A 22,067-nucleotide genomic window follows, 5' to 3' on the forward strand; every position below is an offset into this window, starting at 1 on the left:
GGCTCGGCGGGGGCGGGGAACCAGAGGCCGGCGACCAGGCCGCGGGGTTCGTTGGCGCGCATGGTGAGCCGGCCGTCCGAGGCGTCGACCAGCACCGCGACGATGGTCAGCCCCAGCCCCGCGCCGTCGACATTCTGCACCTCCGGCGCCCGCCAGAACCGCTCGGTGGCCTGGCCGAGCTGACTCGCCGTCATGCCCGGTCCGGTGTCGCGGACCTCCAGGGCGGTCCCGCCGTCGCGGTGCCGGACGGTCACCGTCACCTCGCCCCCCGCGCCGCTGAACTTCACCGCGTTGTCGATGAGCGCGTCCAGGGCCTGGTCGATGGCGGTCGGCACGGTCCGGGCGTACGCCGGGGAGTCGGCCGCGGTGAGCCGGAGGGTGACCGACCGGTGCCGGGCCAGCGGCTGCCACGCGGCGACCCGGGAGGCGGCGACGGCCGCCGCGTCGACGGTGACCCGCTGGTTCTCCCGCCGCTCGGCGCGGGCCAGCGTCAGCAGCGCGTCCAGCACCAGGGCCAGCCGGTCGGTCTCCTCCAGTGCCAGCCGGTGCTCGGCCCGGCCGCCCGGGTCGGTCAGGCTCGGCCCGAGCTCCTCCACCCGCAGCCGCAACGCGGTCAGCGGGTTGCGCAGCTGGTGGCTCGCGTGCGCGACGAACGCGCGCTGCCGGTCCATGACGTCCGACACCGCGTCGGCCATGTGGTTGAAGCTGGCCGCGAGCCGGCGCAGCTCCGGCGGGCCGAGCCGGTGCTGCACCCGCGCGCCCCGGTCGCCCTCGGCGATCTCGTGGGTGACCGCGTCCAGCTCGGTGACCGGGCGCAGCACCCAGCCGGCCAGACCGAACGCGGTGAGCACGCAGGTCAGCACGGCGAGCAGCCCCATCCCGGTGAGCAGCAGCCACCAGGCGGTGACGGTGCGGCGAACCGCGGCGGCCGGGGTGGCGATGACCACCGCCCCGAGCACCTCACCGCCGTCGTTGATCGGCACCGCCACCACGATCGGGCCGTCCACCCACGGCCAGACCGACTCCGGACCGCTGGCCTGCTGCCCGGAGAGCGCGGTGTCCAGCGCCGCACGGATGCCCGGCGCCGGCTGCCAGCTCGCCGACGACACCACCGTCCGGCGGTCCCGGTCGACCACCGCCGCACCGATCCCGTACAGCTCGTCGTAGCTGGTCAGCTCGTTGTCGAGCGGGCCTGGTGTGCCGCCGCGCAGCGCCGGCCCGGCCAGCGAGGCGAACCGGGTGGCGTCAGCGAGCCGGTCGGCGCGCACCCGGTCGGTCTCCCGGGTGGCCAGGGTGGCGGCCAGCGGGGTCTCCAGCGCGACCAGCACCAGCACCATCAGCAGCAGGTAACTGATCACCAGGCGACGTCGCACCGCGCCCCCTCACTCGCCGCGCAGCCGGTAGCCGACCCCGCGGACGGTCTCCACCAGGCGCGGGTCGCCCAGCTTGCCGCGCAGCGAGCCGACGTGCACCTCGACGGTGTGCCGGTCGGTCCACGTGGTGCCCCACGCGTCGAGCAGGATCCGGTCGCGCGGCACCGCCACCCCGGGCTGGCGGGCCAGGGAGAGCAGGACGTCGAACTCCTTGCGGGTGAGCGCGACCGGCCGGCCGTCGACGGCCACCGTCCGGGCCGCCACGTCGATGCGGACGGGCCCCACCTCGATCAGGTTGCGCTCCGGCACGGTGTGCGCCGCCCGGCGCAGCACCGCCTCGATCCGGGCCTGCAACTCCACCATCGAGAACGGCTTGACCACGTAGTCGTCCGCGCCGAGGCGCAGCCCGAGCACCCGGTCCCGCTCCTCCCCCCGGGCGGTCACCGCGATGATGCCGAGCTGGGCGCTGCGCCGGCGCAGCTCGCGGCAGAGGTCGGTGCCGTCGCCGTCGGGCAGTGTCAGGTCGAGCAGCACCAGGTCGCAGGGGGCGGCGGAGAGCGCGGCGGCGACGGTCGCGGCGTGTTCCACCTCGTATCCGCGCCGGGTCAGCGCGGAGGAGAGCGCGGCGGCGACCCGACGGTCGTCCTCGACCAGCAGGATGCGCACCCCGGGCCCCCCTTTCGTCGGTCTGTCGACCCCGAATGGTGGCAGAAGCCCGCCCGGGGCGGGAGGGCCGGTCCCGGGTGGTCGCTTGGTCAGAGGCCGAAGACCTCGTCCGCGGTGGCGTCCCGGGCCCCGTCGACAAAGCCCCGGAAGCCGGGGTCGTCGTGGCTGGCCGGCACGCTGGTGACGTTCTCCCCGGTGGCTTGGGCGACCGCGTCGACCAGGGGCGGGTAGTCGATCTCGGCGTCCAGGAGGGTGTCGTCGTCGGCCTCGCCGAGGTTGATCACGTGCTGCACGTCCTCGGACGGGGTGTCCGGGTCGTCGGCCCACTCGCCGCCGGCCCGGTAGCACTCGTCGTACAGCGCCCGCTGGCTGTCGGTCCAGTCCTCGTCGTAGCTCTCCATCGCCCATCCCTCCGCGACCTGCTCTGTCCGAGCATGCCGGGCGGCGGGGCGGCAGCGGGTCGGTACCGGCGAAACCGGACGGGACCGGCGACGGGCCGCGGGTAGGCTCCCGGTGTGCTCTACAAGCTGCTGCCGACCACCGAGTGGGACGAGGCGCTGGCCGGCGGTCGCCTGGTCGGCTCGGCCCTGGACCGCCAGGACGGGTTCATCCACCTCTCCGCCGCGGACCAGGTGGTGGAGACTGCGCGGCGGCACTTCACCGGCGCCACCGGGCTGACGCTGCTGACCGTCGACCCGGCCCGGCTCGGCGCCGCGCTGCGCTGGGAGCAGTCGCGCGGCGGGCAACTCTTCCCGCACCTGTACGGGCCGCTGCCGGTGGCCGCGGTGGTGGCGGCGGAGGCGCTGCCGGTGGACACCCCGGTCGCCGACGCGGTCGCCGAGCTGCTCGGCTGACCCGGCCACCCGGCGGCGGCGCCCGGAGCGGGCCGCCGGTGGGCGCGGCAAGGCCGTGACCGCCGCGCGCCCGGGACGAGGCGGTCGTCCCGGGCGCGGGCCGGTGGGCGAGGGTGGGCGCTCAGCGGCAGAGCCGGGCGATCTCCTCCTGGAACCGGTCCATCGGGTTCGCCTCGGCCGGGCCGAGCAGGTAGGTCTTCAGCTCCCGGCGGGCCTCGGTCATCGGGTCGTCCCCGGCCCGGGTCACCGCGACGATCTTCTCCAGCTCACCGCAGTCGCGGGAGAGCAGGTACGCCGCCCGCGCCGTCGGGTACTCCCGGCGGAACTCGTCCTCCGGCAGGCCGCCCGGATTGGCCACCACGTACGGCCGCTGGCTCTGCACGAAGTCGGACACCACACTGGACACGTCGCTGATCAGCAGGTCGGTCTGGTTGAAGCAGTCGAACAGCGCCGGTGTCCGGCCGGTCACCACGAGGTGCTGGCTGCCGTCCAACGACGTGGCGTCGGTGTCGCCGCCCGCCACGCGGATCAGCTCCACCACCCGATCGTGCACCGCCTTGGCCTGCTTGGACCGGGAGCCGGTCAGCGGGTGCGGCTTGTAGATGAGCCGGACCGCGGGCCGCGCGGCCAGCACGCCGGCGACGATGGGCTCGCCCATCAGCACCAGCGACGTGTGGTACGGGTCGTCGTCGAGCCAGCCCTCCCAGGTCGGCGCGTAGAGGACGGTGAACGGCCGGTCGACCGACTCGGAGCCGAACGTGTGCACCCCGGCGAGCTGCGGGCGCCCGATCTCGACGATGTCCGAGTCGAGCACCCCCACCCCGGCGCGGGCGTAGCGCTCGCGGCCGGCGAGGCCAGCGACCCAGACCTCGTCGTACACCTTGCTGTAGGGGTTGACGCTGGCCGCCTTGTCGCTGTCGCCGTGCCCGACGAAGACGTGCTTCATGCCGGGCTCACGCAGCATGTGGATGTTCGCACCGACGTTGGCGGCGTACAGCGCCACCCGGACGCTGCCCAGTTCGAGGTTCATGAAGTCCACCCCGGCCGGTACGCAGATCACCGGCAGCCGGGTGTCGGCGAGCTCGAGGAACGCCTCCTTGCTGCGCATCAGCACCACGGCACGCCGGTCGAGCGCCTCGGTCGGGGCGAGCCACATGTTGGCCTGGTAGACGTCCTTGGCCGGCCCGGCGAAGTAGAGCGTCACCTCCGGGCGGTTGCTGTCCAGCCAGCGCTGCACCGCGGGCAGCAGTGGGCTCGGTTCGCTGCCGCGACCACGCAGCCAGGTCAGGGCGACGATCCCGCCGACCACCACGGACACCGTCAGGGCCGCCGCGCCGGCGACCAGGAACGGGGTGACGTCGTCCTGCACCGCTGCGGCGACCGCGCCCGCGACGAGCAGCACGTTCACCAGCGGCATCCGGTCGCCGGCGACGGCGGCGGCCCACCGCGGCAGGCGGGGGGCGGACCGCAGCGGCCCCAGGTCGATGTTGCGGACCAGCGCCGAGAGCGGGCTGCGCCGGTCGATCATCGTGGCGAACGCCCCGGCGAAGACCGAGATCACCCAGACCGCCGCCGGCAGCAGGAGCACCAGGCTGAGCTGCGTGCCGGTCAGCGCCACCTCCGCGACCAGCAGCAGCACGGCCCCGAGATCCCGGGTCAACTGCCGGTAGCCGCGGGTCAGCCCGACCTTCTCCAGCAGAAGCTCGGATGGGGGCGACCAGCGGGTGAGGGCGAACTCACCGATCACCGCGGCGAGCCCGGCGACGGCGAACACGCCGACCCAGCCCAGGGCACCCGCGGCGAGCGTGACCAGGTACGCCAGCACCAGCAACGCGCCGCGAGCGGCAACTCCGATCCGTCCTGTCAACGTGCCGAACAACGAGTACGCTCCCCTAAAGATTGGTGACGGGCTAGGCCCGTGGTCGTCGACGTCATCACCCGACGCGCGTGACGGACGCACCCAGGGGCCGGCCGGTTGTCCGGCGTGACCAGGGCGGCCCGGCTCGCCGTCCGGTGCCATCGGCCTTCGCGCAGGTCACGTCCCATGCCCGAGCTCCCGCGGTGCAGTCTGTCACGGCGATGGCGGCCGACCTCCCCGGCACCGGCCGCCGGTGCGTGACTGCGACCTTAACGCGAAGGGACGCCGGGGCGTCGCTCGGGTATCGATACATCTTTCGGGCAAACCCGCCCGGCCCGCTGGTCCGCCGTCCGGCCCGGTGCGGTCCGGCGGCGCGAGGGCCGGGCGGCATACCGATTCAGCCGCGCCGGAAGCAGGTCACCGCGCCCGGGGCGGGGCGCTGGGCGAACTGCTCGAAGCCCAGCTCCGGGGCCATGTCCCGGGCATACCGGTTACCGTCGTAGACGCAGATCGTGCCCACCCCGACCCGATCTATCGCCGCAGCCACCTCGGCCCGGGAGGGCTGGATCGCGCCGTCGGCGAACTTGGCCAGCAGCAGCCGGTCCTTGGCGAACTGCGAGTTCAGGTCGTACTCGACGAGGTAGAAGTCGCGGGGCAGCACCACCCGGACCCGGCTGGTCACGATCAGCGAGGTGCGCATGATGACCGAGGGCGCGAGGAGCAGCCCGTCCGGGCGGTCCTGCTCCTTGATCCAGAACGCGATGCCCTGCCGCTGCTGGGGCAGCTTCCAGGTTGGCCGATCGTGCACCTGCACCCAGCTCTGCGGGGACCACATCGGAGTGGCGAAGAGTGCGAACGAGGCGGCCATTGCCGCCGCGACCGCGACTCCCGCCACCCGGCGCAGGGCCGCCACAGGCGAGGGCACGTCGACCGTGCAGAGCAGCCCGACCAGCGTCGGCAGGGCGAGCAGCCAGGGCACCCGCCACAGCACCACCGAGATGCCGCTGGCCGCGCTGAGCACCTCCAGCACGCCGGGGACCAGCAGCACGCTCAGCGCCAGGGTGCCGCCGGCCGCGAGCAGCGCGGGAGTGCGGCGGCGGGCCAGCAGTGGGCCACACCAGAGCGCCAGCCCGCAGACCACACCGACCACGCCGACCATCAGCGTCCGGCGGTAGGTGTACTCGGCGTCGTAGAAGGCGTCGTCCGCGCCGGTCGCGGAGCCGGCGCCGGCGAGCAACTGGGAGACCAGCACCGACCCGACCGGGTAGGCCAGCGCGGCGACGCCGGCCAGCAGGGCCTCCTTCCAGCGCCCCACCAGCAGCATGGCGAACGCGGCGGCGCCGACCAGCATCGGCAAGATGATGGCGGAGGTGGTGGTGAGACCGGTGGCCGCCACCGAGAGTGCGGCGATCAGCAGCAGACCCCATCGGGAGCGGCTGTCGAACCAGTTGGTCAGGTAGAGCCACATCAGCGGGATGGCCGCCGAGACGAACATGCCCTTGCCCTCGTAGAGGCGGGGCAGGTGGAACGTGCCGAGCGCGGCGTCGCCACCGGCCACCAGGTAGAGGAAGGCGACGGCCACCGTGAACGCGAGCACCGGCCGGCGCGGGGCCCAGCGGTGGGTCAGCCGCCACAACGCGAGGATCGCGATCACGGCGAAGATCGGCAGCAGTACGTACCAGGTCGCGGACGCGCCGTGGATACCCAGGACACGGCCCAGCGCCCCGGCGAAGACCTCGACCGACGGGGTCGGCGGCTGCGAGCCCATCGCCGGTGCGGCGTTCTCGGTGAACAGGAAGTCGTTGAGCGGAACGATGTCGCGTTCGGCGACCCAGACCGACTTGCCGACGTAGTAGACGTCGTCCGGGGTGTTGCGGGCGATGTAGAACGACGAGATGCCGACCAGCACGGAGACCACCAGCGCGTACCCCGACTGGAGGGCGGTCGGCACCGGCGCGGGCGCCGAGGCGGGCGGCGTGGCCGACCACATCCGGCGGATCAGCAGCATGCCGCCGACCGCGGCGACCGCGCCGGCCGTCGCCGGGACCCACCAGGAGAGGCCGTCGCCGGTCGGCACCCCGGCCAGGCCGGCGGTCACCGCCGCGACGGTGGCAGCGGCCAGCACCACCGCCAGCCAGCGCCGGGGGTACGCGAGCCCGCCCGCCCCGGCGGCGGGCTCGCCGACGTTGGCATCCGCCGGCGCGCCGGGGTCGGCGGCGGCCGGCGGGGCGGCGCCGCGGCGCCGGAGGCGCAGCACTAGCGCCAGCCCGCCGAGCAGTACACCGCCGACCAGCCAGATGGTGAAGGTCATCGACGGGGCCAGGCCGAACAGGAACGCCGCGTGGTAGAGCACCGTCCAGAGCGCGAAGGCCAGCACACCGGCGTCGGTCAGGACGGCGGGCGCCACGGCGATCAGGGACCGCAGGCGGGCCGGCCGAGTCGGCCGGGGGCGGTCGGTCGTGGCGTCGGCCGCGGCGGGGCGCGGTGGCGCGACGGCAACATAGTCGACGTTGGGCACGGGGCGTCCTTGTCGTCGGAGCGTTCGAGGGTGGAGATGTAGTCCGTGCGGTGACCAGCACCCCAACGGATGCCGAATCGGCGGTGGCCAGCCTAGCGGAATCGGACACGAGGCTCGGTCCCCCACCGTGCGGCGGGTCGCCGGTCAGCCGGAGACCGGGGCCTCCCGCTGGCGCGGCAGCGTGCTCTTGGCACCGAGCCCGACCGCCACGGCCTCGACCAACGTGCCCAGGTAGCCGGGGGTCAGCGGGGTACGGGCGATGGCGAGCCGCCAGTAGAGCGGGCCGACGATCAGGTCGACCGCCGCGTCCGGGTCGGTGTCGGCGGGCAGCTCACCGCGGCGCACGGCCCGGCTGATCAGCCGGCCGCCGATCTCCTGCTGGCGGGCCCGCAGCACCTGCTGGAGGGTCTGGTCGATGGTCGGGTTGCGGGCCGCCTCGGCGAGCAGGTCCGGGATGATCTGCGAGGCCAGCGGATGCCGCAGCGCATGCGCGACCACCTGGAAGAGCAGCGTCAGGTCGCCCCGCAGGGTGCCGGTGTCCAGCGCCGGCAGCTTGCTTGTGGCGGCCGCGGCGACAACCTCGAGCACCAGCTCCAGCTTCGAGCTCCACCGCCGGTAGATCGCGGTCTTGCTCACCCCGGCCCGGCGGGCCACCGCCTCGATGGAGAGCCGGCCGTAGCCGACCGCGGCGAGCTCCTGCATCAGTGCGCGGCGGATGGCCGTGGTGATGTCGTCACGGAGCACGGCCGCGCCGGCCGGCGCCCGCCTCTTCCCGGTCGTCACCTGGGACTCGTCTCGGCTGTCACGGGGAACAATGTAGCGCAACGACGCTACGGTTGCGTCCCGACGTGTTTCGGACTACTGTCCACGCAGCGACGAGGCGGCGCTCCACGCTAGATTCCATCGTCGCGCGTATCCCCGTCGTCACGAAAGATCGGAGCGCCCTTCCCATGGCCGACACGGCGCTGGCCGACCCCGACTCCGGCCTCACCCAGGCGCAGCTTGCCGCCCGGTACGGGCTCCGGGTCGCCGGCGAACGCCCCTCGCTGGCGGAGTACAGCCGGCGACTCTGGCACTACCGGCACTTCACCGCCGCGTACGCCAACGCGAAGCTGGTCGCCTCGTTCAGCAACGCCCGCCTCGGGCAGCTGTGGCAGGTACTCACCCCGCTGACCAACGCCGCCGTGTACTACCTGATCTTCGGCGTGGTGCTCGACCAGAACCGCGTCCCGAACTTCATCGCGTACCTCACCACCGGGCTGTTCATCTTCAACTTCACCCAGAGCGCGGTGCAGAACGGCACCCAGTCGATCACCGGCAACCTGGGCCTGATCCGGGCGCTGCACTTCCCCCGCGCCTGCCTGCCGCTGGCCGCCACGCTCACCCAGTTCCAGCAGCTGCTCGGGTCGATGGTGGTGCTGATCGCCATCGTGCTGGTCACCGGCGAGCCGATCACCATGGCGTGGCTGCTGATCGTGCCGGCGGTGCTGCTCCAGGCGGTCTTCAACGCGGGGCTCACCATGGCGGTGGCCCGGATGGGCGCGAAGGTCGCCGACCTCAAGCAGGTCATGCCCTTCGTGCTGCGCACCTGGATGTACGGCTCCGGGGTGCTCTACAGCGTGGCGCTGTTCGAGGAGCGGCTGCCCGGCTGGGCCTCCAAGCTGGTCGAGTTCAACCCGATGCTGGTCTACATCGAGCTGGCCCGGGTCGCGCTGCTGGAGCAGTCGCCGTTGCTCAGCTCCTCCCTGTTCCAGCTCTGGCTGGCCGGCGTGGCCTGGGCGGTCGTGATGGGGCTGGGCGGTTTCATCTACTTCTGGCGCGGCGAACAGGAGTACGGCCGTGGTTGAGCAGTTCGAGTCCTCCACCGACGTGACGGTGGCGCTGCCGCGGGTGCGGGAGCGGATCCCCACCGTGGTGGTGGACGACGCCCACGTGATCTACCGGGTGCACAAGGGCGCGGCCGGGGGCAGCAGCCCGGTCGCCGCGCTCCGGCGGATGGTCACCCGCACCTCGGCGCCGAACATCCGCGAGGTCCACGCGGTCAAGGGGGTCAGCTTCACCGCGTACCGGGGCGAGGCGATCGGGCTGATCGGCAGCAACGGCTCCGGCAAGTCCACCCTGCTGCGGGCGATCGCCGGCCTGCTGCCGGTCAACCGCGGCGCGGTCTACACCCAGGGGCAGCCCTCGCTGCTCGGGGTGAACGCGGCCCTGCTCAACGACCTCTCCGGTGAGCGCAACGTCACCCTCGGCTGCCTGGCCATGGGCATGTCCCCGGAGGAGGTGCAGCGGCAGATCCCAGAGATCATCGAGTTCTCCGGGATCAACCAGCGGGGCGACTTCGCCTCGCTGCCGATGCGCACCTACTCCTCCGGCATGGCGGCCCGGCTGCGCTTCTCGATCGCCGCGGCGAAGAAGCACGACGTGCTGCTCATCGACGAGGCGCTCGCCACCGGCGACAAGGGCTTCCGCAAGCGCAGCGAGCAGCGGGTCCGGGAACTACGGGAGAGCGCCGGCACCGTGTTCCTGGTCAGCCACCAGCTCTCCTCGATCCGGGACACCTGTGAACGGACAATCTGGCTGGAATCGGGCGTCCTGCGGATGGACGGTGCGACCGACGAGGTGCTGCGGGCGTACGAGGCGTTCGCGAACGGCAAGTAGAGTCCCGGCGAACGCACGGCATCGATCGGGTGCCGGGCGACCGCGGCGTCCCATTGGGACGCCGCGGTCGGCGCGTTAAGGTTCATCCGGTCGCCGCACGGGCGGAACCTTCTGTTCACCCACTCCCGAGAGCGAGGATCGGCAATGACGCAGGACCACACCACTGGCCCGGACGCCGCACCGGAGATTCCGGTGCCGTGGCGGCCCTCGCGGACGGTGGCGGTGGTGCTGGCCGGCGGCACCGGGACCCGGCTCGGTCTCGGCATCCCGAAGCAGCTGCTGAAGATCGCCGGTAAGCCGATCATCGAGCACACCCTGGCGGTCTTCGAGGCCGCCCCGGAGATCGACGAGATCATCGTGCTGATGGCCGCCGGACACATCGCCGACGCCCAGCGGATCGTCGACAAGGCCGGGTTCCGCAAGGTCACCAAGGTGATCGAGGGCGGCGACACCCGCAACGCGACCACCCGGATCGCGTTGGACGCGGTCGGCGAGGGCGACTGCAACATCCTCTTCCACGACGCGGTACGGCCCCTCGTGAGCGGCAGGATCGTCCGGGAGTGCGTGAACGCGCTCTGGACGTACTCGGCGGTCGACGTGGCCATCCCCTCGGCGGACACGATCATCCAGGTCGACGAGAAGGACTGCATCACCGACATTCCGGTCCGCGCCACGCTGCGCCGCGGGCAGACCCCGCAGGCGTTCCGCTCCGGCACCATCCGGGAGGCGTACCGGCGCGCCGAGGGCGATCCGGACTTCGCCGCCACCGACGACTGCGGCGTGGTGCTGCGCTACCTGCCCGGCACCCCGATCAAGGTGATCGACGGCTCGGACGAGAACATCAAGGTCACCCACCCGGTGGACGTGCACCTGGCGGACAAGCTGTTCCAGCTCGCCGCCGCGCAGGCGCCCCGGCTGACCGACCACCGTAGCTACACCGAGGAGCTGACCGGCCGCACGATCGTGGTCTTCGGCGGCAGCTACGGCATCGGCCACGATCTCACCGAGCTGGCCCGCCGCTACGGCGCCCAGGTCTTCCCGTTCAGCCGCTCCAGCACCGGCACCCATGTCGAGCGGGCCGAGGACGTCGAGGCGGCGCTGAAGACCGCCTTCGAGGCGACCGGCCGGATCGACCACGTGGTGGTCACCGCCGGCATCCTGGAGAAGGGCGCACTCACCGAGATGGACGAGGCGACCGTGGACCGGGTGCTCCAGGTCAACTTCGTCGGGCCGGTGATCGCCGCCCGGCAGTCCCTGCCCTACCTCCAGCAGACCAAGGGTCAGCTGCTGCTCTACACCTCCAGCTCCTACACCCGGGGCCGGGCCCAGTACGCGCTCTACTCCTCCACGAAGGCCGCCCTGGTCAACCTCACCCAGGCGCTCGCCGACGAGTGGGCCGAATTCGGCGTACGGGTCAACTGCATCAACCCGGAGCGGACCGCGACCCCGATGCGCACCAAGGCGTTCGGCGAGGAGCCGGAGCACACCCTGCTCGCCGCCGAGACCGTCGCCCAGGCCTCGCTGGACGTGCTGATCTCGGACCTGACCGGGCAGGTCATCGACGTGCGCCGCGCACCCGGCGAGGCGCCCGCCCCGGCGGTGCCGGCCCAGGCCGACCGCGCGTCGGCCGGCGCGGCCAGCGCCCGCTGAGGCGGCCCGAGCGACGGCGGGAGGCGGAGCCGACATGCGTGGTGACCTGGTCCGGAAGCTGATCGCCCGGGGCCTGACCACCGGCCTGGCCGGGCTGGCGTTCCTCGTCGTCGCGTTGACCGGCGCGACCGGCTGGGGGCTCGCGCTGGCGGTGGCGGCCCTCGCCGCGGCCGCCTGGGAACGGCGGGTCCGACCGGGGGCCGACAGCGTGGCCGAGACCGCGCTGATCACGGCGGGGATCCTGGTCGGGTACGCCCGCCGGCTCGACGCCGGGTTCGACCCCGCGCTGGCCGCCACCGCGCTGGTCCTGCTCGGGCTGGTGCTGCTCGTCGGGCCGCTACGCGACGCCGGGAACCTGGAGCTGCGCGCCGCCAACCTGCCGGTGCGCGCGTGGACCCCGCTGGTCGCCGCGCACCTCGGCACCGCTCTGCTGGGGCTGCTCGCCGTGGTGGCGCTGGCCGCGGCGGTGCCACTGCCGGCGGGCTTCGCCCTCGCGGCGGGTCTGCTGGTCGGCGCCGGGGCCGGGGCGGTGGCGCTCGACCTCGCCCGGCGACGGTTCCGGCCGTCGGCTGGTGGTTCGGCGGTGGCCCGGGCGCTGCGCCGGCACCAGCCCGAGTTCCTGCTCTACTTCTCCGCCCCGCCCGGCTCCGAGTACCAGGTCACCATGTGGCTGCCGTACCTGGAGCGGATCGGCCGCCCGTTCCTGGTCATGCTGCGCGAGCCGGAGTTCCTCGCCACGGTGGCGGCGGCGACCACCGCGCCGGTGGTCTACTGCCCCACCCTCACCGCGATGGACGAGGCGCTGGTGCCGAGCCTGCGGGTGGCGTTCTACGTCAACCACGGGGCGAAGAACAGCCACTGCGTCCGCTTCACCCAGCTGACCCACGTGCAGCTGCACCACGGTGACAGTGACAAGGCGCCCAGCGCCAACCCGGTGTCGGCGATCTTCGACCGCATCTTCGTGGCCGGCCAGGCCGCCATCGAGCGGTACGCCCGCGCCGGGGTGGAGATCCCCGCGGAGAAGTTCGTCGTGGTCGGCCGCCCGCAGGTCGAGTCGGTCGAGGTCCGCGCGGAGCCGGTGCGCGGCCTGCCGAACCCGACCGTGCTCTACACCCCGACCTGGACCGGGCACCACGCCGACGCCAACTACTGCTCACTGCCGGTCGCCGAGACGCTGCTGCGTCGGCTGCTGGACCGGGGGGCGACGGTGATCCTGCGGGCGCACCCGTACACCGCGCAGAACCCGGCGTCGGCCCGGCAGCTGGGCCGGCTCACCGAGCTGCTGGCCGCCGACCGGGCCCGTAGTGGCCGACCGCACGTCTTCGGCGCGGCGGCGAGCCGCGAGCTGACCCTGACCGACTGCGTGAACCGCTCGGACGCGCTGATCTCCGACGTGTCCGGGGTGGTCTCCGACTACCTCTACTCCGGCAAGCCGTACGCGGTGACCGACATGGGCGACGAGGGCGACCGGTTCGCCGAGCGGTTCCCGCTGGCCGGCTCTGGCTACGTGCTGCGCCGGGACATGTCCAACCTGGACGACGTGCTGACCCGGCTGCTCGACACCGACCCGCTGGCCTGGGACCGGTGGGCCACCCGACGGCGCTACCTGGGCGACTTCCCCGCCGAGTCGTACGCGGAGGCGTTCCTGGTCGCCGCCCAGCGGGAACTCGACCGGGCCAGCGGGCCGCCGGCACCCCGGACGGGGACCGGGCTGCCGGTCGAGCCGGAGCCCGCCGCCCCGCTCTCCCCCACCGTTTGACCTGCCGTCGCGTCGCCTCGCCGAAGCGTGGCGGGGCACGACGCATTTGCCGCCGATTGCGGCGCCACCGAGGGTGCCCGAGCCAGGACGGCGCGGTGACGGCAATATCGGGCAAGCGGGGCGTATTCTACGCCGAGTCCCGCTACCCGCCCGCGCGCCCGGGTCGGGCACTGGCGGCCCCGGTCCGCCGGCGACGGCCGTTCCGGGTACGCCGGCGCGGCTCACCGAAGGCGCCCCGAGTCCTGAGAGTTGACATGCCTGACACCAGCAACGCGCTCTGCCCGGTCTTAGTGCACCCCACGGCCGACGTCGAGGACGGCGCCCGCGTCGGGGACGGCACGAAGATCTGGCACCTGGCGCACATCCGGTCCTCCGCCCGGGTCGGCGCCGGCTGCGTCATCGGCCGCAATGTGTACGTCGACGCCGGGGTGACGGTCGGCGACCAGGTCAAGATCCAGAACAACGTCTCCGTCTACCACGGCGTCACCCTGGAGGACGAGGTCTTCGTCGGCCCGTGCGTGGTCTTCACCAACGACCTCCGCCCCCGCGCACAGAGCCCGGGCTGGACGATCACGCCAACCCTGGTCCGCCGGGGCGCCTCGATCGGCGCCAACGCCACCCTGGTGTGCGGGATCGAGGTGGGTGCGTACGCGATGATCGCGGCCGGTTCGGTGGTGACCAGAGACGTGCTGCCGTACCAGCTCGTCGCCGGGAACCCGGCCCGCCCGCGGGGCTGGGTGAACGTCAAGGGCGAGGTGGTCTCCCGCGACCCGCAGACCCGCCCCGCCGGGCTGGACCAGGGCTGACCCGGGCCAGGACTCGGCCCGATGGCTCTGGGCCGGCGGTCTGGATCGGGCCGGGCCGGTCAGCCGCCGATGACCAGCCGGCGGATGCCGGCCCAGTGCGCGGGATCGGTGACGCGGCGTCCGTCGACCAGCACCCGTACCGACGGCAGGTCGGCGGGGGCCAGCGACCGGTACTCCGGGTGGTCGGCCTGGATCACCGCGGCGGTGACGGCCTCGCCGGCGTACGCCGGCAGCCCTAGCGCGGTCAGCTCGGCGGCCGTGTACATCGGGTCGGACACGTACGGCCTCGCGCCCCGGGCACGCAGCGCGTCGACGGTCGGGAAGACGCCGGAGAAGGCGGTCTCCTTCACCCCGCCCCGATAGGCGGCGCCGAGGACCAGCACCTCCACGCCGGTCAGGTCGCCGTACGCGGTGGCGAGCAGGTCGACGGCGTACTGCGGCATCTGCGCGTTCGCCTCCCGGGCCGCGCCGACCACGGTCGCGGCCGGGTCGTTCCACAGGTACATCCGGGGGTAGACCGGGATGCAGTGCCCGCCGACCGCGATGCCGGGCTGATGGATGTGGCTGTACGGCTGGGTGTTGCAGGCCTCGATCACGGTGGTGACGTCGACCCCGACGGTGGCGGCGAAACGGGCGAACTGGTTGGCGAGCGCGATGTTAACGTCCCGGTAGGTGGTCTCGGCCAGCTTCGCCAGCTCCGCCGCCTCGGCCGAGCCGAGGTCCCACACCCCGTTGGCCCGGGACAGGTCGGGCCGCCGGTCGAACTGGAGCACCGCCTCGTAGAACGCCACGCCGCGCGCGGCCGACGCCCAGTCGACGCCGCCGACCAGCTTGGGGTAGCGGCGCAGGTCGGCGAAGACCCGGCCGGTGAGCACCCGCTCGGGACTGAACACCAGGGAGAAGTCCTTGCCCACCGTCAGTCCGCTGCCGTTCTCGAGCATCGGGGCGAAGCGGTGCCGGGTGGTGCCCACCGGCAGCGTCGTCTCGTAGCTGACCAGCGTCCCTCGCCGGAGCCCGGCCGCGACGGCCCGGGTGGCGTCGTCCATCCAGCCGAAGTCCGGCAGCCCCTGGTCGTCGACGAAGAGCGGCACGACCACGACCACCGCCTCGGACGCCGCAACGGCCGCCACGGTGTCGGTGGTCGCCGACAGCATGCCGGCCGCCACCACCTCCTTGAGCCGGACGTCCAGGTCGGTCTCACCGGGAAACGGGACCGCTCCGTCGTTCACCAGTCCGACGACCCGCTCGGAGACGTCGGCCCCAATCACCCGGTGCCCACTCGTCGCGAACTGCACGGCGAGCGGCAGTCCGATCTTCCCGAGGGCGACGACACAGATGTTCATGGCTCTTCTTTCCTCGTCATGGGGAGCGGGTCGCCGGACGGAGCCGACCGACCCGGCGGCACAGGGTGCTACGGCGATAACGAGTAAGCCCGGCGGTTGGTACGGCCGGCGGAACTTCCCAATTCCGACATGGCGGACGCGCCCGGTTCACCGGTCCACCGCCGACACCAGGCCTTATCGTCAAAGGCCGAAGCCGGCGCCCGCAGAGCCGTCGCATCACGTGACGCGTGCCGGGTCGCCCCACCGCCCGTGTCGCCAGTTGCCGAGGAGTCGTCCCAGTGAAGGTCATCAGCGTTGTAGGAGCCCGCCCGCAGCTGGTCAAGCTGGCTGCGATCGCCCACGCCTTCGCCGGTACCCGGCACGAGCACGTGATCGTGCACACCGGACAGCACTACGACGCCAACCTGTCCGACATCTTCTTCAGCGGTCTCGGCATTCCCGCCCCCGACGTGCACCTCGGCATCGGGTCGGGTAGCCACGGAGCGCAGACCGGCGGGGTGCTCGCCGCGATCGATCCCGTCCTGGCGGAGCGCCGGCCCGACTGGGTGCTGGTCTACGGGGACACCAACTCCACACTCGCCGGCGCCCTCTCCGCGGTCAAGCAGCACCTACCGGTGGCCCATCTCGAGGCGGGACTTCGCTCCTTCAACCGCCGAATGCCGGAGGAGCACAACCGGGTGCTCACCGACCACGCGGCCGACCTGCTGCTCGCCCCTACCGAGGGGGCGCTGCGGCACCTCGGGAACGAAGGGCTGGCCGACCGGGCGGTGCTAAGCGGTGATGTGATGGTGGACGTGTGCCTGCGGATCCGCGACGCGGTGCTGGCCGGCGAACACCCCCGGCCGGCGCTGCCGGCCGGCATTGAGCACGACGAGCCGTACCTGCTGGCCACCCTGCACCGACCGGACAACACCGACGACCCCGACCGGCTGTCGGCGCTGCTGGCCGCGCTCGCCGACCTGCCGGTGCCGGTGGCGCTGCTGGCCCACCCGCGGCTGGTGGCCCGCGCCGAGGAGCACGGCCTGAAACTCGACCAGGGTGCGGTGCGCGCCGGCCGACCCCTCGGCTACGCGGGCCTGGTGGCCGCGGTGCTCGGCTCGACCGGGGTGGTCACCGACTCCGGCGGGCTCCAGAAGGAAGCGTTCCTGCTCGGCCGCGCCTGCACCACGCTGCGCCCGGAGACGGAGTGGGTGGAGACGCTCGACGGCGACTGGAACCGGCTCGTCCCGGATCCCGACGCGCTGGGTCGGCGGGGGTGGATCGAGACGGCCGCCCGGCCGACGCCGCGGGGCGAACGGGGCACCCCCTACGGCGATGGCCGAGCCGCCGAGCGCGTGCTGCGGATCCTGGCGGAGCGGCTCGGCTGATCCGCGCCCGCCCGGTCGGTCCAGGCGGAAACGGACTCGGACCGCTCGGGTGCGGCGTTGCCGATCTCCACCGTCCCGCCCTCGGCCGCCGAGCGGAGCAGCGCGGCGGCGACCTGCACAGTACGCAGTCCCTGCCGCAGGGTGACGATGTCGCTCTCCTTGCCGTCGACCGCGTCGCGGAACCGCTCGTGCTCCACCAGCAGCGGCTCGCGCTTCGGGATCGCGTACCGCACCATGTCGCCCTCGGCGACGCCCCGGAACGCGCGCAGCGCCTCCCACTCCGTGTCGATCGCCCCGTTCGCGTAGAAGGTCAGGTCGGCGGTGAGGGTGTCGGCGACGAAGCAGCCCCGCTCCCCCGTGATCACCGTCGACCGTTCCTTCAGCGGGCTCAGCCAGTTGACCAGGTGGTTGACAATCGCGCCGCCGGCGAGCTGGCCGACCGCGGCGACCATGTCCTCATGCACCCGGCCGCTGCGCGAGACGGTCCACGCTGACACCGTCCGGTACTCCCGGCCGACGACCCAGCTAGTCAGGTCGATGTCGTGGGTTGCCAGGTCCATCACCACGCCCACGTCGGCGATCCGGTGCGGGAACGGCCCCTGCCGCCGGGTGACGACCTGGAACACCTCGCCCAGCTCACCGGCCTCCAACCGGAGGCGCAGGCTCTGCAGGGCCGGGTTGTACCGCTCGATGTGGCCGACACCGGCCACCAGACCGGCGGCCTCGAACGCCTCGACGAGTCGGCCCGCGGCGGCCACGGACTGGGCGAGCGGCTTCTCGATGAGCGCGGGCACCCCGCTGGCGGCCAGCGCCAGACCGACCTGCTCGTGCAGCGCCGTCGGGCAGGCGACCACGGCGTAGTCGACGCCGAGCGTCAGCAGACCGTCCAGGTCGGGCACGACCGGCACCCGGAGCGCGCGGGCCGGATCGCCCGCCGGGTCGACGACGCCGACCAGCTCCACCCCGTCGAGTCCGGAGAGGACCCGGGCGTGGTTGCGGCCCATTGCGCCGAGGCCGATCAGGCCCGCGCGCAGCTTGCGCCGCGTCATCGGGCACCACCGGCGAGGTCGGCGCCCTCGGCGATCCGCTCCAGATCCTGTTCGGACAGGGACGGGTGCACCGGCAACGAGATCACCTCGGCGGCGGCCCGGTCAGTCTCCGGCAGGTCCCACGGGCCCGGTCCGCCGTCCTCGGCGAGGTAGGGCCGGAGGCGGTGGATCGGCGTGGGGTAGTAGACGGCGTTGCCGATGCCCAGCTCGGTGAGGCGTCGCCGGGCCGCGTCGCGGTGACCGCCCGGCACCCGTACCGTGTACTGGTGGTAGACGTGCCGGGCGGCGTCGGCGACCGGCGGGGTGACCATGCCGGTGATCCGGGAGTCGAGCAGCTTGGCGTTAACCCGCCGCTGCTCCGTCCACTCCGGCAGCTGGCGCAGCTGCACCCGACCGATCGCCGCGGCCACGTCGGTCATCCGCATGTTGGCGCCGACGATCTCGTTGGCGTACCGCTGCTCCATGCCCTGGTTGCGCAGTAGCCGCAGGGTGCGGGCCAGCCCGCCGTCGGCGGCGCTGACCATGCCGCCCTCCAGGGAGTGCATGTTCTTCGTGGGATAGAAACTGAAGCAGCCCGCCGTGCCGAACGCGCCGACCGGCCGTCCGGACAGGGTTGCCCCGTGCGCCTGGGCGGCGTCCTCGATTACGGCGAGCCCGTGCCGTTCGGCGACCGCCATGATCCGGTCCATGGCGGCGGGGTGCCCGTAGAGGTGCACCGGCATGATCGCGACCGTGCGGTGGGTGACGGCCGCGGCGGCCGCCGCCGGGTCCAGGCAGAAGCTGCCCGGTTCGATGTCGGCGAAGACCGGTCGGGCGCCCACGAGCCGGACCGCGTTGGCGCTGGCGGCGAAGGAGAACGACGGGACAATGACCTCGTCGCCCGGGCCGAACCCGAGAGCCATCAGGGTCAGCTGGAGGGCAGAGGTGCCCGAGTTCACCGCGACGCAGTGCCGGCCCGCAACCAGCTCGCCGAACTCCTCCTCGAACGCGGCGACCTCCGGCCCCTGCACGACGCGGCCACTGCGCAGCACCCGCACCGCCGCCTCGATCTCGGCCTCACCGATGACCGGCTTCGCCGGTGGAATCAATTCTGTGGTCAGCCCGGCCATGGGGCTTCCTCCTGTCGAACAGCGACCACGCCCGGACCGGACGCGGCGCTACGTCGTTCAGATATGGACAGGAGGGGTGGTGGGTAACAGGTGATCGCGTGGGGTCGGCGCGAGAGGATCACCCGGACAAACAAGACACCCGGCGCACTCCGGGACGTACCGGCATGTTATCCCGAGGACTACGGATGCGGCGGCAATTCACCCTGATCTCCACCCGAAACCGGAGGGCCGCGGCTCAGCGGTACGCGTCCAGCAGGGCCAGGACGGCCTCCGGGTCCTCGACGTGGGCGTTGTGACCCACGCCGGGCAGCGTGACGACCGGCACCCCGAGCTCCTCGAGCTGGGCGTCGGTGACCATCGGGTCGTGCTCGCCGCGGGCCAGCACGACGGGCACGTCGCTCGCCGCCAGCAGTGCCCGCAGGTCGGGCTCGCCCACCCCGAACGCGGCCGGATCCATCGCCAGCCGCCACCGGCCGCCGGCCTGCCGCAACCCGGCGTTGACCACCGGGTGGTCCGGGGCCAACAGGCCGGACAGGCCGGCCACCCGTAGGTAGCGGCGGGCCGCCTCGTCGCGGCTGGCGAACCAGGCGACCGGGCGGGCGGCCAGTTCCCCCGCCTTCGTCAGCTCGGCCGGCGACCAGACCACCTTGATGCCCAGGCCGACCACGGCGTCGACCGGCAGCCCGGCGGCGCGGGCCGCCAGCGCCAGCCCGACCACGCCGCCGAGGGAGTGTCCCAGCACGACGAGCCGGTCCCCCGACCCGAGACCGTCGGCGACCCGGGCGGCCAGCCCGGCGAAGGAGTACTCCGGCAGCGGCGGCGACCAGCCGTGACCGGCGAGATCCGGCGCCAGCCAGCGCCCGGCCCAGCGACGTTCCAGCAGCGGCGCCCACGGCAGCCAGATGTCCCCGGTCGCCCCCATGCCGTGCAGCAGCAGCAGGACGGGGCGGCCGCCCGATTCATCGACCATGGGCGCAGTGTGCCACGGGTCGTCGCCGTTCGGGATGTGCGGCAGGTCTGCCTGGCCCGGCCGCTCCGGCGGGATTGCGGCAGGTCGCGGTGCCCACGGCGGGGGCGGCTCGCCGCAGGTGGTATGGAACGCGGCGGGCGCCGGCCCCGTCCGAGGCCGGCGCCCGCCGGGTCCGGTCAGGCGGAGTAGCCGCGGGTGGCGGCCCAGTTCGCCAGGTCGATGGTGGTCATCCAGTACGACGCGGTCGCCGGGTTGGCCGAGTCGGCGATCTTCACCAACCGCCCCTCGTCCTGGTAGCCCACCACCGCGATGTAGTGGCCGCCGGGGAAGGAGTGCCAGCCGCCGGCGGTGTCGGTGGCGCTGCCGGCCACGTTGACCACGACACCCCGCCCGTCGGTGATCGCCTTGACGACGTCGGCCTGGAGCTGGTCCATCTGGCCCGGGGTGGCGGCGCCGCCCGGGATCATCCGGGTGCGGTAGGGGGAGCCCTTCACCGTCGCGTTCAGCACCCGGGTGGTGTCCTCGGCGGAGTCGGTGCCCATCTCGTCGGTGCCCAGCTGGGCGCCCAGCGCGTCCTGGGTGCGGGCGATGCCGGCAGCGCTCAGCGCGTTCCGGACGGCCGCCGGGCCGCAGTTGTAGTAGGTGGTCTGGGCCTCGTAGTCGTAGTCCAGGACCTTCGACGCCGGCGGCTTGGGCGGCTCGGGCTTGCGGGTCAGGTCCGGGTCGGGCGCGGTGGTGGTGGCGGCGGCCGAGGCCGCCGCGCTGGAGGTGGCCGGGGCGGCGCTGGACGGGGGCGTCGCGATCCGGGCCTGGCTGCGCGAGGCGGCGGTGTCGGCGCGCAGTTCGGCCACGGCGGCCGGGGTCTGCGCCGAGGCGGGGGCGTCGTCGGGCGCGGCGGCCAGGGCGCTGGCGGTGGACGCCAGCACGAGCGCCGCGGCCGACGCGGCGGCCACCTGGTACCGGCGCTCGGAGGTCAGTCGACGGAGCTGTCGCTTGAGCTGGTGCTTCACGGGGTTCCTCCACGGACTCGAGGGGCGAAGCGGCGCACCGGGGCCCGTCGGGAGACAGGGCGGACCACCGCGCGGACGGGGTCCGGCGGGTGGTGAACCGCTGAGGGGCTGCGCCCGGCGCGGCCGGGCGAGGGACGGTGACCGGTCGATCAGCTCGCGGGTACGGGGCGGGCGAGCGCGGTCACCGCGATGCCGTGGAGGCGGCGGAAGAACCGAGGGGCGGGTTCGTGCTGCACGAGGTGGCAAACTCCTTCCGGCACCGCCGACCGGGTTAGCTGACGGATTCGGGCGGGAAGATCGCCCTACCGCGTGCCGTGGCTCGCGGATTCACCCCACATGTGCACTGGGTCCCCGGCTCGTAATTGACGATTAGGCGGGTCGGCGCGGCGTCGCCTTTTGCGATCGGGTACCGCACCGGACGGGCCGACACTACTGGTCGGTTCTCCTCCTGCCAACCCGCCCCGAGCTGCCTAAACCTTGATCGCAGCACTCTTTTTGCGGGCATTTCGGCGCTGACGTGACTCAATGGGATGAGCAGTTCCGGCGTCGCGTTTCGGCGACAACGGGACAAGCGGCAGGCATCGCCGCGAATTGCCGGCGGGAATCGGCCGCAGTGCCCCCGATGACCGGTTTCGCAACGGTGTGACCGGGGTCACCCAACTTCGGCGGGTCGGCCGGGCCCGGCGGGACGCCAGCGCGCGGCGGGCACCGGGCGGTGCGCGGCACCGGCCGCCCGCGCGGCGGGGAGGCGGCCCGGCCGCAGCCGGGCCGCCGCCGTGTACGCCTCGGCCGAGAGGGTGGCCGCCGCCGCGGCGGCCACCTCGGCGTCCCGCCACGCCGCCCGCTCCCGCTCGGCGGCGGCCCGGTAGCCGGCCAGCTTCCCGTCGCGTACCGCCCGGGCGAGTGCGATCTCCTGCTCCACCGGGTGCCGCCGGGGGTCCCAACCGGCCCGGCGACCGAACACGTCACCGAGTTGGCGGGCCGACAGGTCACCCCGCCAGTGGGCCGCCATCGCGGCGCGGTGCAGCCAGCTCTCGCGGGCGGCGTACTCGGCGGGCGTGCGGGGGGTGCGCGGGG

Annotated in this window: 17 protein-coding genes, 2 pseudogenes and 1 riboswitch; of the genes and pseudogenes, 7 read left to right on the forward strand and 12 right to left on the reverse strand. The window is 73.4% G+C overall.

All coding sequences use genetic code 11. The features are described 5' to 3' along the window. From C1I99_RS13665 to C1I99_RS13675, 3 genes are all read right to left on the reverse strand, one after another. Positions 1-1,373, reverse strand: a 1,373-nt coding sequence (locus C1I99_RS13665; protein ID WP_111134602.1) for a sensor histidine kinase, incomplete at its 3' end; no start/stop codon positions are given. A 9-nt stretch (positions 1,374-1,382) separates the two neighbouring features. Beyond that, positions 1,383-2,039: a response regulator transcription factor gene (locus tag C1I99_RS13670; RefSeq protein ID WP_111134586.1), complete on the reverse strand. Its 657-nt coding sequence runs from the start codon at positions 2,037-2,039 to the stop codon at positions 1,383-1,385. Positions 2,040-2,128: 89 nt separating this feature from the next. Continuing rightward, on the reverse strand, positions 2,129-2,440 hold the full coding sequence (locus tag C1I99_RS13675) for a hypothetical protein (RefSeq protein WP_111134587.1): 312 nt from the start codon (positions 2,438-2,440) through the stop codon (positions 2,129-2,131). 114 nt (positions 2,441-2,554) lie between these two features. Here C1I99_RS13675 and C1I99_RS13680 point away from each other — a divergent pair, with 114 nt between their 5' ends. Next, positions 2,555-2,893 (forward strand): DUF952 domain-containing protein, encoded by a 339-nt coding sequence (locus C1I99_RS13680; protein WP_111134588.1) that lies wholly within the window; start codon positions 2,555-2,557, stop codon positions 2,891-2,893. Positions 2,894-3,014: 121 nt separating this feature from the next. Here the strand turns inward: C1I99_RS13680 and C1I99_RS13685 are convergent, their stop codons facing one another. The 3 genes from C1I99_RS13685 to C1I99_RS13695 form a co-directional block, all read right to left on the reverse strand. After that, positions 3,015-4,772, reverse strand: coding sequence for a CDP-glycerol glycerophosphotransferase family protein (locus tag C1I99_RS13685; protein ID WP_199562111.1), 1,758 nt, complete (start codon positions 4,770-4,772; stop codon positions 3,015-3,017). Between the two features lie 376 nt (positions 4,773-5,148). Next, positions 5,149-7,269, reverse strand: a complete 2,121-nt coding sequence (locus C1I99_RS13690; protein WP_111134590.1) for a DUF6077 domain-containing protein — start codon at positions 7,267-7,269, stop codon at positions 5,149-5,151. Positions 7,270-7,413: 144 nt separating this feature from the next. Further along, positions 7,414-8,013: a TetR/AcrR family transcriptional regulator gene (locus C1I99_RS13695; protein ID WP_111134603.1), complete on the reverse strand. Its 600-nt coding sequence runs from the start codon at positions 8,011-8,013 to the stop codon at positions 7,414-7,416. A 206-nt stretch (positions 8,014-8,219) separates the two neighbouring features. Between C1I99_RS13695 and C1I99_RS13700 the strand changes: the two genes are divergently transcribed. From C1I99_RS13700 to C1I99_RS13720, 5 genes are all read left to right on the forward strand, one after another. Beyond that, positions 8,220-9,116 (forward strand): ABC transporter permease, encoded by an 897-nt coding sequence (locus C1I99_RS13700; RefSeq protein WP_111134591.1) that lies wholly within the window; start codon positions 8,220-8,222, stop codon positions 9,114-9,116. After that, a complete protein-coding gene (locus C1I99_RS13705; RefSeq protein ID WP_111134592.1) occupies positions 9,109-9,927 on the forward strand; it encodes an ABC transporter ATP-binding protein in 819 nt (272 codons plus the stop codon). Before C1I99_RS13700 ends, C1I99_RS13705 begins: the two co-directional genes overlap by 8 nt. Positions 9,928-10,071: 144 nt before the next feature. Beyond that, the gene (locus tag C1I99_RS13710) at positions 10,072-11,577 is read left to right on the forward strand and encodes a bifunctional cytidylyltransferase/SDR family oxidoreductase (protein WP_111134593.1); all 1,506 of its coding nucleotides are present in this window, start codon (positions 10,072-10,074) and stop codon (positions 11,575-11,577) included. Between the two features lie 34 nt (positions 11,578-11,611). Beyond that, positions 11,612-13,336, forward strand: a complete 1,725-nt coding sequence (locus C1I99_RS13715; RefSeq protein WP_111134594.1) for a CDP-glycerol glycerophosphotransferase family protein — start codon at positions 11,612-11,614, stop codon at positions 13,334-13,336. Positions 13,337-13,590: 254 nt separating this feature from the next. Beyond that, positions 13,591-14,142: an acyltransferase gene (locus tag C1I99_RS13720; protein WP_111134595.1), complete on the forward strand. Its 552-nt coding sequence runs from the start codon at positions 13,591-13,593 to the stop codon at positions 14,140-14,142. Positions 14,143-14,201: 59 nt separating this feature from the next. Here C1I99_RS13720 and C1I99_RS13725 read toward each other — a convergent pair whose 3' ends face one another. Then, positions 14,202-15,485, reverse strand: coding sequence for a nucleotide sugar dehydrogenase (locus C1I99_RS13725; RefSeq protein ID WP_111134596.1), 1,284 nt, complete (start codon positions 15,483-15,485; stop codon positions 14,202-14,204). A 278-nt stretch (positions 15,486-15,763) separates the two neighbouring features. Here C1I99_RS13725 and wecB point away from each other — a divergent pair, with 278 nt between their 5' ends. Further along, positions 15,764-16,852 (forward strand): non-hydrolyzing UDP-N-acetylglucosamine 2-epimerase, encoded by a 1,089-nt coding sequence (gene wecB, locus C1I99_RS13730; RefSeq protein WP_111134597.1) that lies wholly within the window; start codon positions 15,764-15,766, stop codon positions 16,850-16,852. A gap of 59 nt (positions 16,853-16,911) precedes the next feature. Here the strand turns inward: wecB and C1I99_RS13735 are convergent. From C1I99_RS13735 to C1I99_RS13755, 5 genes and pseudogenes are all read right to left on the reverse strand, one after another. Then, positions 16,912-17,901 (reverse strand): annotated as a pseudogene (locus C1I99_RS13735) (Gfo/Idh/MocA family protein); the annotation flags it as partial. After that, positions 17,898-19,010 (reverse strand): DegT/DnrJ/EryC1/StrS family aminotransferase, encoded by a 1,113-nt coding sequence (locus C1I99_RS13740; protein WP_111134599.1) that lies wholly within the window; start codon positions 19,008-19,010, stop codon positions 17,898-17,900. The gene C1I99_RS13740 and the pseudogene C1I99_RS13735, both read right to left, overlap by 4 nt. Before the next feature lie 235 nt (positions 19,011-19,245). Further along, on the reverse strand, positions 19,246-19,980 hold the full coding sequence (locus C1I99_RS13745) for an alpha/beta fold hydrolase (protein WP_111134600.1): 735 nt from the start codon (positions 19,978-19,980) through the stop codon (positions 19,246-19,248). Positions 19,981-20,156: 176 nt separating this feature from the next. Then, positions 20,157-20,990: a C39 family peptidase gene (locus C1I99_RS13750; protein WP_111134601.1), complete on the reverse strand. Its 834-nt coding sequence runs from the start codon at positions 20,988-20,990 to the stop codon at positions 20,157-20,159. Between the two features lie 245 nt (positions 20,991-21,235). After that, a riboswitch (cyclic di-AMP (ydaO/yuaA leader) is annotated at positions 21,236-21,376 on the reverse strand. A 266-nt stretch (positions 21,377-21,642) separates the two neighbouring features. Then, a pseudogene (locus C1I99_RS13755) lies at positions 21,643-22,067 on the reverse strand (hypothetical protein); the annotation flags it as partial.

Source organism: Micromonospora deserti, assembly GCF_003236335.1.
In the GTDB taxonomy this organism is placed as follows: domain Bacteria; phylum Actinomycetota; class Actinomycetes; order Mycobacteriales; family Micromonosporaceae; genus Micromonospora; species Micromonospora deserti.

What these genes read in the sequence shown, in the direction of transcription:
- C1I99_RS13725 (WP_111134596.1), bottom strand. Translation starts at nt 15,485, where the DNA reads ATGAACATCTGTGTCGTCGCCCTCGGGAAGATCGGACTGCCGCTCGCC.
- C1I99_RS13675 (WP_111134587.1), bottom strand. Translation starts at nt 2,440, where the DNA reads ATGGAGAGCTACGACGAGGACTGGACCGACAGCCAGCGGGCGCTGTAC.
- C1I99_RS13700 (WP_111134591.1), top strand. Translation starts at nt 8,220, where the DNA reads ATGGCCGACACGGCGCTGGCCGACCCCGACTCCGGCCTCACCCAGGCG.
- C1I99_RS13715 (WP_111134594.1), top strand. Translation starts at nt 11,612, where the DNA reads ATGCGTGGTGACCTGGTCCGGAAGCTGATCGCCCGGGGCCTGACCACC.
- C1I99_RS13745 (WP_111134600.1), bottom strand. Translation starts at nt 19,980, where the DNA reads ATGGTCGATGAATCGGGCGGCCGCCCCGTCCTGCTGCTGCTGCACGGC.
- C1I99_RS13710 (WP_111134593.1), top strand. Translation starts at nt 10,072, where the DNA reads ATGACGCAGGACCACACCACTGGCCCGGACGCCGCACCGGAGATTCCG.
- C1I99_RS13720 (WP_111134595.1), top strand. Translation starts at nt 13,591, where the DNA reads ATGCCTGACACCAGCAACGCGCTCTGCCCGGTCTTAGTGCACCCCACG.
- C1I99_RS13740 (WP_111134599.1), bottom strand. Translation starts at nt 19,010, where the DNA reads ATGGCCGGGCTGACCACAGAATTGATTCCACCGGCGAAGCCGGTCATC.